We start from the raw sequence: 14,486 nt of genomic DNA, 5'->3' as shown, positions 1-14,486 counted from the left end.
GAGCGGCCTTTGTGGGAGCGGCTTCAGCCGCGATGGAGCTTTCCCATTTGAACCCCTGCACACGGATGCGCAGGCTGTTGCAGAGGGATCTGCATAAAAACTCCGGCTGAAGCCGCTCCCACAGGGGTCTTCGTTCAGAAATCGAACACGTATTCCGCCGCGATTTCACGCCCGATCGAGTCGAACAGCGTGGTGTTGAAGAACGCGTAGCCGTAGTACGCCTCCTTGTGCTTGTAGCCCACGTTGTTGAACACGTTGTTGACGTAGAAATTGACCTTCATGCGCGGGGTGATGCGGTAGCCGCCGCTGAGGTTCCAGTACCACGCCGGCCCGACCCGGCCGTAGTAGTGCGAGGTCGACTCGCCGTAGTGCGAGCTGGCGCTGTCGGTGACCAGGCAATCGTCGCCGGCCGCCGGCTGGTAGCCGTCGTCGAAGCGGCGGCAGGTGCCCCAGTTGACCGCGCGCGTGGAGCCGAAGCGCTTGGCGTAGACGGTGAAATCCCACGGGCCGCCGTTCTCCCAGTGCGCGCTCGCGCGCACCTTGCTGCGCACCTTCTCGTCGCGCTTGTTCTTGTTCTCGTCGGTGCGGTAGATCTGCTCGTAGTAGGAGATCAGGTTGTTGTAGTCGAGCGAGAACTGCCAGTTGCCCCAGGCCGCGGTGTCGAGCCGGTACTTCAGCGAGACGTCCACGCCCGAGGTCTCGGCCTGCGCCAGGTTGATGGGGCCGCGCTCGATGCCGACGATCCGGCCGTCGGCATCGCGGATCACGCGCGAGACGATGGTGTTGCAGTATTCGGCGCCGCCGGGATTGGTCCAGGCGCCGCCGCTCGTGGTCGTGCCGGTGCGGCAGCCGGCCTCGGCGCTGAGGATCTCGTCGCGGTCGAGGTCCTTGATCATGTCCTCGAGGCGGATCTTGTAGTAGTCGGCGGTCAGCGACAGGCCCTGCGCGATGTCCCAGACGAAGCCCGCGGTGAACGAACGTCCGTGCTCGGACTTGAGGTCCGGCGTGCCGCGGCGGTTCACGTCGATGGTGTAGTAGATGTCGTCGTTCTCGTCGTTGCAGGTGCCGGTGAGGTAGGCGCCTGAGGAAATGCAGCGGTACTGGTCGATCACGGTCTGGCTGGTCGAGCTGGGCTCGCCGAGCACGTAGTGCATGTCCGGCGCACGGAAGCTGGTCGCCAGGGTACTGCGCAACAGCAGCGAATCGACCGGGCGCCACTCCAGGCCGGCGCTCCAGGTGGTGTCGCTCTGCCTGCCGATGTCGGTGGCCAGGTCGGTGGCGTACGACTTGTACGAACCGTAGCGGTCGTAGCGGCCGGCCAGGCTGGCGGTCAGGCTCGCCAGCAGCGGGACCTGCAGTTCGAGCCCGGCCGAGGAACGCAGGCGTTCGCCGCCGCCGCTGTCGACCACGTCGACGTAGTAGCACTCGTTGGCGCAGGGATCGGGCCTGAGCCGGTAGCCCTGCTTGGCCAGCTCCGCCACGGTGGCGAAGCGGATCGGCCCGGCCCAGCCCTGCAGCAGTTCGCCGCTGAGCGTGAAGCTGGCCTGGTTGACCCAGGAATCGGCCGCGTTGTGCGACTTGGCGACCAGGTCGCCGTATTGCGCCGAGGTCAGCGGTGCGTACCAGCGGTCCTCGTCGACGTCGTGGATCGGCGTGCCGTCGGCGGTGGTGCCGAGTTGCGGGCCCAGGAACCAGTCGGTGGCCTTCTGCAGATCGACGGTGCGGATGTACTCGTCCACGGTGTAGCGCGAACGGCCGACGCTGAACTCCCAGTCGAAGCGGTCGGCCCATACGCCCTTCAGGCCCGCGCTCAGGTCCCAGGACAGTTCCTTGTTGTAGTTCGCCAGGCCTTCGAAGCCGCCGGCTTCGCGGCGGGTGAGCTGGCGGATCGCGTACAGCGAGCGGTCGCTGCCGGCATCGTGGAACGGCCCGAGGTAGACGTAGGGCGGGTCGTAGGTCCAGTAGCCGGTGCTCTTGTTCACCGACAGCGTGGCCCAGGCCTCGGTGTTCTCGCTGAACTTCCAGGTGCCGTAGAGATAACCGGAATAGTTCTCGCCGCCGCTGCTGAGCAGCCAGTCCTGGTAGTCGTGGGCCATGCCGCAGTAGCTGCCGTAGTTGGTCAGTACGCCGCTGTTCTGGTCGTAGCTCAGGCGCTGCGCATCGATGAACTCGCCGCCGAAGCGTTCGCAGGTGCCGGACGGCATCGACAGCCGCTGGGAGTTGTCGGCATCGACCAGGCTCAGTCCGGTGAACGGATTGAAGCCGTACTTGCGGTTCTGCGCGGTCCAGTTCGAATAGGCCATGTCCTCCTGGTCGTCCATCTGCGGGCGGTCGCGCCCGGTCAGCGGATCGCGGCGGGTGCCCTGCAAGGCGTAGGTCAGGCTCCAGTTGTCGCCGGTGCGGCCGCCGGTCCAGGAACCGTCGAAGGCGTTGCGCCCGCCTTCGGTCGAGGTGCCGCCGCGCAGGCGCACCTGGTCGCCCTGGTAATTCTTCTTGAGGATCACGTTGATCACGCCGGCGACCGCGTCCGAACCGTAGATCGCCGAGGCACCGCCGGTGAGGATCTCGATGCGCTCCACCGCCGCCGACGGGATGTTGCTGTAGTTGGCGAAGTTGCTCTCGCCGCCGTACGGCAGCGGGTAGTCGGCCACGCGATGGCCGTTGACCAGCAGCAGCGTGCGGCCCGGGCCAAGGTCGCGCAGGTTGATCGGCGAGGCGTTCGGGGTGTGCGAGCCCCACTGGGTGTCGGCCTCCACCGAGCCCTGCTGGTTCATGCTCGCCAGCGCGTCGTAGACGGTGGCGAAACCCTGTTGCTGGATCTGCTCGGCGCTGATCGCCAGCACCGGCTGCGCGCCTTCGACTTCGGCGCGCTTGATGCGCGAGCCGGTGACGGTCACGGCATCCAGGTCGGTGGCGGACCCGGATGCATCGCCGCTCTGCGCCTGCACAGCGCTGGCATGGACGGCGATGGCGAAGGCTACGCCGAGGGCAAGGCGGTGGCTACGGCACTTCATGGGTGGTTCCCCTGCGGAAGAACCGGCGAGGCCGGCGGATATGGTCGCGGTCGCGCAAGCGCGCCTGCCGGCGTCGCCTCCCCTGGCCCGCTGCGCGAGCCGCGCTCCCCGGGCCGAACCTAGGTCCGCGCTGATATCGTTGTCAACGGAATGTCATGCGCATCCGTGCAAACCTGGATGCAGCGCACGCCGCGGATTTGCGCGCGTGGGCAGACCGGCCGCGACGCACCCGGGCAAGCGCGCCGTCCGCATCGGCTGGCAGGTGGTGCGGGCTCCCCCGGACGCAGCCGTGCCGGACGCAGGCGGACCGGCGGTTCCGGCCCGCGGCCGGGCGCGGACAGGGCAAAAGAAAACCCCGCCTCGCGGCGGGGTTTTCCGTACAGCATGCAGCCTGTGGGCCGCGGCGGATCAGAAGTCCATGCCGCCCATGCCGCCCATGCCACCGCCGGCCGGCAGCGCCGGCTCGTCCTTCTTCGGAGCCTCGGCCACCATCGCTTCGGTGGTGATCATCAGGCCGGCGATCGAAGCGGCGTTCTGCAGGGCCGAACGGGTCACCTTGGTCGGGTCCAGGATGCCGAACTCGACCATGTCGCCGAACTCGCCGGTGGCGGCGTTGTAGCCGAAGTTGCCCTTGCCTTCCTTCACCTTGTTCAGGATGACCGAGGGCTCCTCGCCGGCGTTGGCGACGATCTCGCGCAGCGGGGCTTCCATCGCGCGCAGGGCGATCTGGATGCCGTGGGTCTGGTCTTCGTTGGCGCCCTTCAGCTCGCTGATCGCGGCCAGCGCGCGCACCAGGGCGACGCCGCCGCCCGGGACCACGCCTTCCTCGACGGCCGCACGGGTGGCGTGCAGGGCGTCTTCGACGCGCGCCTTCTTCTCCTTCATCTCGACCTCGGTCGCGGCACCGACCTTGATCACCGCCACGCCGCCGGCCAGCTTGGCCACGCGCTCCTGCAGCTTCTCGCGGTCGTAGTCGGAGGAGGTGTCCTCGATCTGGGTCTTGATCTGCTTGACGCGGGCCTCGATGGCGGCGGTGTCGCCGGCGCCGTCGATGATCGTGGTGTTCTCCTTGGAGACCTGCACCTTCTTGGCGCGGCCCAGGTCCTTGATCGTGGCCTTCTCCAGCGACAGGCCGACTTCCTCGGAGATCACGGTGCCGCCGGTCAGCACGGCCATGTCTTCCAGCATCGCCTTGCGACGGTCGCCGAAGCCCGGGGCCTTGACGGCCACGACCTTGACGATGCCGCGGATGGTGTTGACCACCAGGGTCGCCAGGGCCTCGCCCTCGACTTCCTCGGCGACGATCAGCAGCGGCTTGCCGGCCTTGGCCACGCCCTCGAGGACGGGCAGCAGGTCACGCACGTTGGAGATCTTCTTGTCGTGCAGCAGGATGAACGGGTCGTCCAGGTCGGCCGACTGGCTCTGCTGGTTGTTGATGAAGTACGGCGACAGGTAGCCGCGGTCGAACTGCATGCCCTCGACCACGTCCAGCTCGTTCTCCAGGCCCGAGCCTTCCTCGACGGTGATCACGCCTTCCTTGCCGACCTTCTTCATCGCTTCGGCGATGATGTTGCCGATCGACTCGTCCGAGTTGGCCGAGATGGTGCCGACCTGGGCGATGGCCTTGTCGTCGGCGGTCGGCTTGGAGATGTTCTTCAGCTCGGCGACGGCGGCGGTGACCGCCTTGTCGATGCCGCGCTTGAGGTCCATCGGGTTCATGCCGGCGGCCACGGCCTTGGCGCCCTCGCGGATCAGCGCCTGGGCCAGCACGGTGGCGGTGGTGGTGCCGTCGCCGGCGTTGTCGTTGGTCTTGGAAGCGACTTCCTTGACCATCTGCGCGCCCATGTTCTCGAACTTGTCGGCCAGTTCGATTTCCTTGGCGACGGAGACGCCGTCCTTGGTGATGGTCGGGGCGCCGAAGCTCTTCTCGAGCACGACGTTGCGGCCCTTCGGGCCGAGGGTCGCCTTGACGGCGTTGGCGAGCACGTTGACGCCGCGCACCATGCGCGTACGAGCGTCTTCACCGAAACGAATATCCTTGGCAGCCATGTGCTGTTACCTCAGTAAGTGTTCGTGTTTTTGGAAAGAGAAGGCAGCGTTCTTGCGAGGGACTCGCCTTTCAAACCCGGCACAAGGATGTGCCGTGCTCTTGCGAGGGACTCGCCTTTTTGAATCCCGGCACACGGATGTGCCGCGCCTCTGCGAGGGACTCGCAATACAGACTCAGCCGACGACGGCGAGGATGTCGTCTTCGCGCAGGACCTTGTACTCGACGCCTTCGGCCTTGTAGGTGCTGCCGGCGTACTGGCCGTAGATCACCTTGTCGCCGACCTTGACGGCCGGGGCACGGACGTTGCCGTTGTCGAGCGGCTTGCCGGCGCCGACGGCGACGACTTCACCCTTGGTGGACTTTTCCTTGGCCGAATCCGGGATCACGATGCCGCCGGCGGAAATCTCGTCGGCTTCGATCGGCTTGACTACCACGCGGTCGTGAAGCGGCTTGATGCTCATTGAAAGACCTCTTAAGTGATTGATTGGTCTGGAAAAGGCTGGTGATGTTAGCACTCGCGCATGTCGAGTGCCAGCATCACGCACGACAAAACCCGACGGATCGGGACTGGCCTGACATGGAGCCGGCCGAATGCCTTTCAAGGGGGGCGGCGGACAAAAAAACGCCGGATCGCAGCGGAGCGCCCGATCCGTCGCGGCGGCCTCGGCCCGGCGGGCCCGACCGGCCTGGCACCAGGCCGACCCGCCGGACACCGCCGAGCGCGCCCGCAACGAGGTGATCCACGGCGCCCAGGGCAACCGCAATCCCTTCATCGACCATCCCGAGTGGGGCACCGCGGCGCTGTTCACCTCGGCCAGGCCGGCCAGTTGCCAGTTGCCGAACTGACCGCGGCGTCGAAAACGAAGGCCCCTCCCCAGCGTGGGGGGCCGGGCGAGCGTGCGCCGTTCGCCTCACGGGCCCGCGTCCCGCGCGAATCCGCGCTGCGGGCGCACGCCTCGGCCCGGGACGCGAAAGGAATGTTCCAACTGCAACGGGCCCGCGCTCGGCTGCCCCGCGCGCAGCGAGCCGGTACACTCGCGGACCCATGCCTTCCCCGCCCTCCACCTCCCCGGCTGCGAGCCCCTCGCAAGAGCGCCGCACGCCTTCCCCGTGCGAAGTTCTCGTCCTGCTCAGCACCTGCCCGGACGCCGCCAGCGCCGAGCGCATCGCGCATGCGCTGGTATCCGAGCGGCTGGCCGCGTGCGTGACGCAGCTGCCCGGCGCGCGCTCGACCTACCGCTGGCAGGACCGGATCGAACGGGGCGAGGAAGTCCAATTGCTGATCAAGACCACCGCCACCCGCCTGCAGGCGGCCATCGAGCGCCTGCAGGCGCTGCATCCGTACGAGCTGCCCGAAGCGATCGCCCTGCGCGCCGAGGACGGGCTGCCGGCGTACCTGGCGTGGATCGACGACGAGACCCGCAGGAAATGAATGTCCCGATGACCCTGTTGCGCCGCTTCGCCACGCTGTGCGCGTTCATGCTGCTGCCGCTGTCCGCGCTGGCCTTCTCCGAGAAGGACCTGCTGCCGGTGGACCAGGCCTTCGAACTCAGCGCCCGGGCCACCGCGCCGGGCCGGGTCGAGCTGCACTGGAAGATCGCGCCGGGCTATTACCTGTACCGCCATCGCATGGGCGTGGGCGAGATCCCCGGGTTCAAGCAGAACCCGTTGCAGTTGCCGGACGGGCACAAGAAGCACGACGAGTTCTTCGGCGAGGTGGAGACCTATCGCGACGAGGTGACCGCGGTGCTCACCGGCGCGGCCGCCGACGGCGTCGACGCGCTGCAGCTGGAGGTGCGCTACCAGGGCTGCGCCGATGCCGGCGTGTGCTATCCGCCGCAGAAGCGCCGCCTGGAGGTCAGGCTGCCGGGGCCGGGCGCGGCCGCCGCGCTGCCCTCCGGCACCCTGCCCAGCGCGGGCAACACCGCGCCGTCGCCGCTGGCCTCGCGCCTGCCCGGTGCCGGCGTCGCCAACCTCGCCGGCGTGGAGGCGCTGCCGCTGCCGGCCGAGCAGGCGTTCGAGTTCGAGGCGATCGCCGGCGACGGCAACACGCTGCTGCTGCGCTTCACCCCGGCGCCGGGCTACTACCTCTACCGCGACCGCACCTCGCTGGCGCTGGAAGGCGTGGCCGGCATCCGCACCGGCGCGCCGCAGTGGCCGCCGGGCAAGCCGCACCGCGACGAGCACTTCGGCGACGTGGTGGTGTACTTCGACCAGGCCGAGGTCGCGCTGCCGCTGCTGCGCGACCGCACCGACGCGGCCGACATCACCCTGGTGGCGACCTTCCAGGGCTGCCAGACCGACGGCATCTGCTATCCGCCGATGACGCGCCGGGTGAAGCTGGCGCTGCCGGCCGGCAAGCTCTCGCCGCCGGACCAGGCCACCGCCGCGCCGCTGCCGATCCCGCCGCTGTCCGGCGCCGGCGCCGCCACGGACAAGGCGCCGGCCCCGCCGCCGCCGGATGCCTCCGCCGGCAATGCCGGGCGCAGCCTGCCCCCGCATGCCGAGCGCAACCTGGTCGCGGTGCTGGTGCTGGCGCTGCTGGGCGGGCTGGTGCTCAACCTGATGCCGTGCGTGCTGCCGATCCTGTCGCTGAAGGTGCTCGGACTGGCGCACAGCGGCGAGAGCCGCGCGCGCGCGCGCAGCCACGCGCTCTGGTACTCGCTGGGCGTGCTGCTGTCGTTCGCGGTGATCGGCGCGCTGGTGATCGGCCTGCGCGCGGCCGGGCAGGCGGCCGGCTGGGGTTTCCAGCTGCAGCAGCCGTGGTTCGTCGCCGCGCTGGCCTACCTGATGTTCGCGGTCGGCCTGAGCCTGACCGGCGTGTTCACGCTCGGCGGCAACCTCGGCGGCATCGGCCAGTCGCTGGCGTCGCGGCGCGGCCCGGTCGGCGATTTCTTCACCGGCGTGCTGGCCTGCGTGGTCGCCAGCCCGTGCATCGCGCCGTTCATGGGCTCGGCGCTGGCCTATGCGTTCACCGCCCCGCCGCTGCTGGCGATGCTGGTGTTCCTGGCGCTCGGCCTCGGCCTGGCGCTGCCGTTCCTGCTGATCGGCTTCGTGCCGTCGCTGGCGCGGCGCCTGCCCACGCCCGGCGCGTGGATGGAAACGCTCAAGCAGGTGCTCGCGTTCCCGATGTACCTCACCGCGATCTGGCTGCTGTGGGTGCTCGGCAAGCAGCGCGGCGTGGATGCGATCGCGCTGGTGCTGGTCGGCGCCACGCTGCTGGCGCTGGGACTGTGGTGGTTCGAGCGCAGCCGCTGGCAGAGCCGCCGGCTCGGCATGGCGCTGTCCACGCTGATGCTGCTGCTGGCGCTGGTGCCGGTGTGGGGGGTGACCCGCCTGCACGCGCCGGTCGCCGCCGCCGAGGCCGGCGAGGTCGCCTACTCGCCGCAGCTGCTGGACCGCCTGCGCGCGGACAACCGCGTGGTGTTCGTCAACATGACCGCCGACTGGTGCGTGACCTGCAAGGCCAACGAGAAGAACGTGCTGAGCAGCGCCGCGTTCCGCGACACCCTGCGCCGGGTCGACGCGGTCTACATGAAGGGCGACTGGACCAACGTCGACCCGCAGATCAGCGCCTTCCTCGAACAGCACCAGGCGGTCGGCGTGCCGCTGTACGTGGTCTACGGCCCCGGCACGCCGCCGACCGTGCTGCCGACCGTGCTGACCGAAGCGGTGGTCGAGGACGCGCTGCTGCGCGCCGCGCGCTGAGCGCGGGCCTTCGCCCTACCGCACGACGACTTCCCCTCCCACGCGAACCCTCCATGTCCTCCGACAGTCCATCGACCGCTTCCCGCACCACGCCCGACCAGCGCCAGGCCGCGCTCGACTACCACGAGTTCTCCCGCCCCGGGAAGATCGAGGTCCGCGTGACCAAGCGCGTGGCGACCCAGGACGACCTCGCCCTGGCCTATTCGCCCGGCGTCGGCTACGCCTGCGAGGCCATCGTCGACGATCCCGGCCGCGCGCACGCGCTGACCGCGCGCGGCAACCTCGTCGCCGTCGTCACCAACGGCACCGCCGTGCTCGGCCTGGGCAACATCGGCCCGCTGGCCGGCAAGCCGGTGATGGAAGGCAAGAGCGTGCTGTTCAAGCGCTTCGCCGGCGTGGACGCGTTCGACATCGAACTGGACGCCAACGATCCGGACAAGCTGGTCGAGATCGTCGCGGCGATGGAGCCGACCTTCGGCGGCATCAACCTGGAGGACATCAAGGCGCCGGAATGCTTCGCGATCGAGCGCGCGCTGCGCGAGCGCATGAAGATCCCGGTGTTCCACGACGACCAGCACGGCACCGCGATCGTGGTCGGCGCGGCGGTCAGCAACGCGCTGCACATCGTCGGCAAGGCGATCGAGGACGCGACGCTGGTGGTGTGCGGCATGGGCGCGGCCGGCGTCGCCTGCGTGGACATGCTGGTCTCGCTGGGCCTGAAGCGCGGCAACGTGCTGGCGGTGGACCGTTCCGGCGTGATCCACAGCGGCCGCCAGAACCTGGACCCGAGCAAGGCGGCCTACGCGCGCGACACCGACAAGCGCACCCTGGCCGAGGCGCTGGAAGGCGCCGACATCTTCCTGGGCCTGTCCGGCCCGGGCACGCTGACGCCGGACATGCTCAAGACCATGGCGGCCTCGCCGATCGTGCTGGCGCTGGCCAACCCGTATCCGGAAATCCTGCCCGACGACGCGCGCGCGGTGCGGCCGGACGCCCTGGTCGGCACCGGCCGCTCGGATTTCCCCAACCAGATCAACAACGTGCTGTGCTTCCCCTACCTGTTCCGGGGCGCATTGGACGTCGGCGCCAGCCAGATCAACACGGCGATGAAGGTGGCCTGCGTGAACGCGCTGGCGCGACTGGCGCGCGAGCACGTCGACGCCGAAGGCCGCAGCCTGTTCGGCCCGGACCGCCTGATCCCGCACCCGCTCGACACCGAGCTGCTGGTCGAGCTGCCGGCGGCGGTGGCGCAGGCCGCGATCGACAGCGGCGTCGCCACTCGCCCCCTGCACGACCTGGACCAGTACCGCGAGCGGCTGCGCGCCCTCGCCGAATCGCTGGCGGCATAGGTAGTCCCGGGTGGGGGCTCAGGGCGAGCGCAACGGCTCGTTGGCATGGGCCTCGTGCAGCAGCCGCACGAACTCCGGCGCCGGCGGCAATACCACTTCGCCGATGCGCGACACCGCCACGCCCGGCGACCAGGAGTTCATCACCACCGCCGACAACCCGGCCAGATCGTCCAATGCAAGCGCCTGCTCGCGCTGCGGCACGCCCAGGCGCCGCAGTTGCCGCCGGGCGATGCCCATGGCGATGCCCGGCAACACGTCGGCGATCGGCCAGACCACTTCCTTGCCGTCCCAGAACGCCAGGTTCCAGATCGTGGCCTCGGCCACGTGCCCGGCCGGGTCGACGAAGGCGGCATCGTCGAATCCCCGGGCGACCGCCTCGCGCAGGTACCAGGTCTTGGCGACCTCGCCGACGTGCTTGTAGCGCGCCAGCGCGCGCTGGTGCGTCACCGCCATCAGCGCCAGCGGCCCGGCCGGCGGTCGAGCCGCCGCGCCGGTGCGCACCAGCATCCCGAGTTCGCCGCCGTCGGCCGCGCTGAACTCGCCGGTCCGCGAGTACACCGTCGCGGTCAGCGACGCGTCCGGCGCCGAGCGCGCCAACGCCTCGCGCATCCGCGAGCGCACCCGTTCGTCGGGAATGGCGCGGCCGAACATCGCCTGCGAGGCCTCGCGCAGGCGCTGCAGGTGCAGGTCCAGGCCGCGCACGCGGCCGTCCCGGACCTGCATCGCGGTGAAGTGCGCATAGCCGGCGAACGCCAGCGGCGCCAGGTCCGCCGCGGTCGCGGGGCGGTCGTCGTGCAGGACCGCGCCGGCGGCGGGGTCGTCCGGGAAGATGTCGCGCGTCGGTTGCATGGGGAAGAACTCCAGCCAGGATCGGGACGCGGAGGCTAGACTCTGACAGCACTGTCAAGGTCAAGCCCGAGGTTCCCCCATGAAGATCGGCGAACTCGCCCGCCGCAGCGGCCTGAGCGAACGCATGCTGCGCTACTACGAGCAGGCCGGACTGCTGCAGCCGGCGCGCACCTCAACCGGCTACCGCGACTACGGCGAGCAGGAACTGCTGGCGGCGCGGCGCATCCGCCAGCTCAGCGCCTCGGGACTGAAGATCGAGACGATCCGCGTGCTGCTGCCCTGCATGCGCGCGGACGCCGGCGCGCTGTTCGAGGCCTGCGACGAGATCCACGAAGCGCTCACCCGCGCCCTCGCCGACCTGGACGCGAAGCTGCACGCGCTCGGCGCCAGCCGTACCCTCATCGCCGGCTTCCTGCGCGACCTGGACGCGCTGCACGAACCGCCCGGCGCTCTCCCCACCCCCGGCGCAGGGTCGCCCGGGACCCGGGCCGGCTAGGCGGCGTACCCGCCGTCGCGGAACGCGCCGGCCCCGGCATTTTTCAAACAGCCATTTCAAACGCGATGAACTTCGCCGATCTGGACAGCATCCTCGGCTTGGCGCAGACTCCCGCCCTTTCCAACCGACCCTTCGCATGGCTCGCCTGCTGCTGCTCCACGGCCCCAACCTCAACCTGCTCGGCACCCGCGAGCCGGAGGTCTATGGGCATGCCACGCTGGCGCAGATCGACCAGGCGATGATCGCCCAGGCCGCCGCGGCCGGCCACGAGCTGGTGGCGCTGCAGTCCAATGCCGAGCACGTCCTGGTCGAGCGCATCCATGCCGCCCGCGGCGATGGCACCGCGTTCGTCCTGATCAATCCCGGCGCATTCACCCACACCTCGGTGGCATTGCGCGACGCCCTGCTCGGCGTCGGCCTGCCGTTCGTCGAGGTGCACCTGTCCAACCCGCACGCACGCGAGCCGTTCCGCCACCACAGCTACCTCAGCGACAAGGCGGTGGGCGTGATCTGCGGCTTCGGCGCCGACAGCTACCGGCTGGCGCTGGACGGCGTGATCGCACGCCTGGGGCGCGAGGCGTGAACCGCCCGTCCCGTTTTCCCGTCCCGGCATAGCCGCCGCGCCGCTCGCGCGCACCCGGCTGCCGCTTCCCGTTGCACCTACCACGAGGCCGTCATGGATCTCCGCAAAATCAAGAAACTGATCGACCTGCTCGAAGAATCCAATCTCGCCGAGATCGAGATCAAGGAAGGCGAAGAAAGCGTCCGCCTGGCGCGCGCGCCGAAGGGCGGCATGGTCGCCGCCGCTCCCGCCCCGCAGTACGTGGCCGCCCCGGCCGCCGCGCCGGCCCCGGCCAGCATGCCGATGAGCTCGCCGACCGAGGCCTCCACCGGCGGCACCGCCAAGCCCGGCAACGCCCTGCCCGACGGGCACGTGCTGCGCGCGCCGATGGTCGGCACGTTCTACGCCTCGCCGGCGCCGGACAAGCCGCCGTTCGTCACCGTCGGCCAGACCGTCAAGGCCGGCGACACGCTCGCGATCATCGAGGCGATGAAGATGTTCAACCCGATCGAGGCGGACGTCTCCGGCACCGTCGTGGCGATCCTCGGCGAGAGCGGCCAGCCGGTCGAGTTCGACCAGCCGTTGTTTGTGATCGGCTGAAGAGCCGGGATTCGTGATTCGTGATTGGTGATTCGGAAAAGCGGCCGCACCAGCGTCTGGAGGTATGGCACGACGCAATGGACCTGGTCGCCGCGATTTATGCATTCTCGGCGAGGTTTCCCGCCGAGGAGCGTTTCGGCCTCACCTCGCAGATGCGGCGTGCCGCGATCAGTGTTCCCTCGAACATCGCTGAGGGCGCAGCGCGCAGGTCACGCGGTGAATTGCATCGCTTTCTTTCGATCGCACGCGGATCACTCTCGGAACTCGACACACAGATTCACATCGCGGCACGGTTGGAGTTCGGCGTACCGCCAACGGAATTGCAGGAAATCTTGGACCGTACCTTCGCCAAGTTGAACGCGCTGATATCCCGTATCGCCGAGCGCTTGGACGAATCACCAATCACGAATCACGAATCACGGCCTTCCCATGCTCGATAAAGTCGTCATCGCCAACCGCGGCGAAATCGCGCTGCGCATCCTGCGCGCCTGCCACACGCTGGGCATCCGCACGGTCGCGGTGCACTCCACCGTCGATCGCAACCTCAAGCATGTCGCCATGGCCGACGAGTCGGTCTGCATCGGACCGGCGCCCTCGTCGGAGAGCTACCTCAACATCCCGGCGCTGATCGCCGCGGCCGAGGTCACCGATGCGCAGGCGATCCATCCCGGCTACGGCTTCCTGTCGGAGAACGCCGACTTCGCCGAGCGCGTGGAGCAGTCCGGCTTCATCTTCATCGGGCCCAAGGCCGACACGATCCGCCTGATGGGCGACAAGGTCGAGGCGATCCGCGCGATGAAGGCCGCCGGCGTGCCCTGCGTCCCCGGATCGGGCGGCCCGCTCGGCGACGACATCGTCGCCAACACCAAGATCGCCCGCGAGATCGGCTACCCGGTGATCATCAAGGCCGCTGGCGGCGGCGGCGGGCGCGGCATGCGCGTGGTGCACACCGAGAGCGCGCTGAAGACCGCGATCGAGACCACCAAGAGCGAGGCCAAGGCGGCGTTCGGCAACGACCAGGTCTACATGGAGAAGTTCCTGGAGAACCCGCGCCACATCGAGATCCAGGTGCTGGCCGACGGCCAGGGCAACGCGATCCACCTCGGCGAGCGCGACTGCTCGATGCAGCGCCGCCACCAGAAGGTGGTCGAGGAGGCCCCGGCGCCGGGCATCACCGAGGAGCTGCGCAACGAGATCGGCAAGGTCTGCGTGGAGGCGTGCATCCGCATCGGCTACCGCGGCGCCGGCACGTTCGAGTTCCTGTTCGAGAACGGCCGCTTCTACTTCATCGAGATGAACACCCGCATCCAGGTGGAGCACCCGGTGACCGAGCGCATCACCGGCATCGACCTGGTCTGCGAGCAGCTGCGCATCGCCGCCGGCCACAAGCTCAGCATCAAGCAGAGCGACATCGTGCTGCGCGGCCACGCCATCGAGTGCCGCATCAACGCCGAGGACCCGGAGACGTTCATGCCCAACCCGGGCCTGATCACCGCGTTCCATCCGCCCGGCGGCCCCGGCGTGCGCGTGGACACGCACATCTACAGCGGCTACAAGGTCCCGCCGAACTACGACTCGATGATCGGCAAGCTGATCGTGCACGGCCCGGACCGCGAGACCGCGATCGCGCGCATGCGCGTGGCGCTGAGCGAGATGGTCGTGGACGGCATCAAGACCAACATCCCGCTGCAGCAGCGCATCATGCGCGACAAGGGTTTCCAGGCCGGCGGCCAGAACATCCACTACCTGGAAAAGCGCCTGGCCGAGCGCAAGAACCAGTCGATCGCGCTGGTCTGAGGCCATCGGTCGCGGACACGAAAAAGGCGGGGATTCCCCCGCCTTTTTTCATGCCCGCGCC

Annotated in this window: 11 protein-coding genes and 2 pseudogenes; 9 read left to right on the top strand and 4 right to left on the bottom strand. The window is 69.1% G+C overall.

Annotation, left to right across the window (positions count from 1 at the left end; genetic code table 11):
• Nucleotides 1–134 precede the first annotated feature (134 nt).
• The 3 genes from M3M27_RS02375 to M3M27_RS02365 form a co-directional block, all read right to left on the bottom strand.
• Complete coding sequence (locus M3M27_RS02375) at nt 135–3,014, bottom strand: TonB-dependent receptor plug domain-containing protein (RefSeq protein WP_434027019.1); 2,880 nt, start codon at nt 3,012–3,014, stop codon at nt 135–137.
• Between the two features lie 408 nt (nt 3,015–3,422).
• Nucleotides 3,423–5,063: a chaperonin GroEL gene (gene groL / locus M3M27_RS02370; protein WP_140725627.1), complete on the bottom strand. Its 1,641-nt coding sequence runs from the start codon at nt 5,061–5,063 to the stop codon at nt 3,423–3,425.
• Nucleotides 5,064–5,237: 174 nt separating this feature from the next.
• Complete coding sequence (locus tag M3M27_RS02365; protein WP_140725624.1) at nt 5,238–5,525, bottom strand: co-chaperone GroES; 288 nt, start codon at nt 5,523–5,525, stop codon at nt 5,238–5,240.
• A 223-nt stretch (nt 5,526–5,748) separates the two neighbouring features.
• On the opposite strand from M3M27_RS02365, the pseudogene M3M27_RS02360 reads away from it, so the two are divergent.
• The 4 genes and pseudogenes from M3M27_RS02360 to M3M27_RS02345 all read left to right on the top strand — a co-directional run.
• Nucleotides 5,749–5,910, top strand: a pseudogene (locus M3M27_RS02360) (endonuclease); the annotation flags it as partial.
• A gap of 199 nt (nt 5,911–6,109) precedes the next feature.
• On the top strand, nt 6,110–6,496 hold the full coding sequence (gene cutA / locus M3M27_RS02355) for a divalent-cation tolerance protein CutA (protein ID WP_434027018.1): 387 nt from the start codon (nt 6,110–6,112) through the stop codon (nt 6,494–6,496).
• An 8-nt stretch (nt 6,497–6,504) separates the two neighbouring features.
• Nucleotides 6,505–8,772: a protein-disulfide reductase DsbD family protein gene (locus M3M27_RS02350; protein ID WP_434027017.1), complete on the top strand. Its 2,268-nt coding sequence runs from the start codon at nt 6,505–6,507 to the stop codon at nt 8,770–8,772.
• A 53-nt stretch (nt 8,773–8,825) separates the two neighbouring features.
• A pseudogene (locus tag M3M27_RS02345) lies at nt 8,826–10,091 on the top strand (malic enzyme-like NAD(P)-binding protein); the annotation flags it as partial.
• 48 nt (nt 10,092–10,139) lie between these two features.
• Here the strand turns inward: M3M27_RS02345 and M3M27_RS02340 are convergent.
• Entirely contained in the window at nt 10,140–10,970 is an 831-nt protein-coding gene (locus M3M27_RS02340; protein ID WP_434027016.1) for an aminotransferase class IV family protein, read from the bottom strand.
• 79 nt (nt 10,971–11,049) lie between these two features.
• On the opposite strand from M3M27_RS02340, the gene M3M27_RS02335 reads away from it, so the two are divergent.
• From M3M27_RS02335 to accC, 5 genes are all read left to right on the top strand, one after another.
• Nucleotides 11,050–11,466, top strand: a complete 417-nt coding sequence (locus M3M27_RS02335; protein WP_434027015.1) for a MerR family transcriptional regulator — start codon at nt 11,050–11,052, stop codon at nt 11,464–11,466.
• A 136-nt stretch (nt 11,467–11,602) separates the two neighbouring features.
• On the top strand, nt 11,603–12,049 hold the full coding sequence (gene aroQ / locus M3M27_RS02330) for a type II 3-dehydroquinate dehydratase (RefSeq protein WP_140725596.1): 447 nt from the start codon (nt 11,603–11,605) through the stop codon (nt 12,047–12,049).
• A gap of 93 nt (nt 12,050–12,142) precedes the next feature.
• Nucleotides 12,143–12,628, top strand: coding sequence for an acetyl-CoA carboxylase biotin carboxyl carrier protein (gene accB, locus M3M27_RS02325; protein WP_140725593.1), 486 nt, complete (start codon nt 12,143–12,145; stop codon nt 12,626–12,628).
• A gap of 77 nt (nt 12,629–12,705) precedes the next feature.
• Nucleotides 12,706–13,068 carry a four helix bundle protein gene (locus M3M27_RS02320; RefSeq protein WP_434027014.1) on the top strand — a complete coding sequence of 121 codons (363 nt, stop codon included), beginning with the start codon at nt 12,706–12,708 and terminating at the stop codon, nt 13,066–13,068.
• Entirely contained in the window at nt 13,058–14,425 is a 1,368-nt protein-coding gene (accC, locus tag M3M27_RS02315) for an acetyl-CoA carboxylase biotin carboxylase subunit (protein ID WP_140725590.1), read from the top strand. The genes M3M27_RS02320 and accC overlap by 11 nt, the downstream gene beginning before the upstream one ends.
• Nucleotides 14,426–14,486: the final 61 nt, after the last annotated feature.

This window comes from Xanthomonas boreopolis (genome assembly GCF_046529185.1).
Lineage (GTDB): Bacteria > Pseudomonadota > Gammaproteobacteria > Xanthomonadales > Xanthomonadaceae > Pseudomonas_S > Pseudomonas_S boreopolis.
Note: the sequence above shows the minus strand (reverse complement) of the source record. Positions and strands in the feature narration are given on the sequence as shown.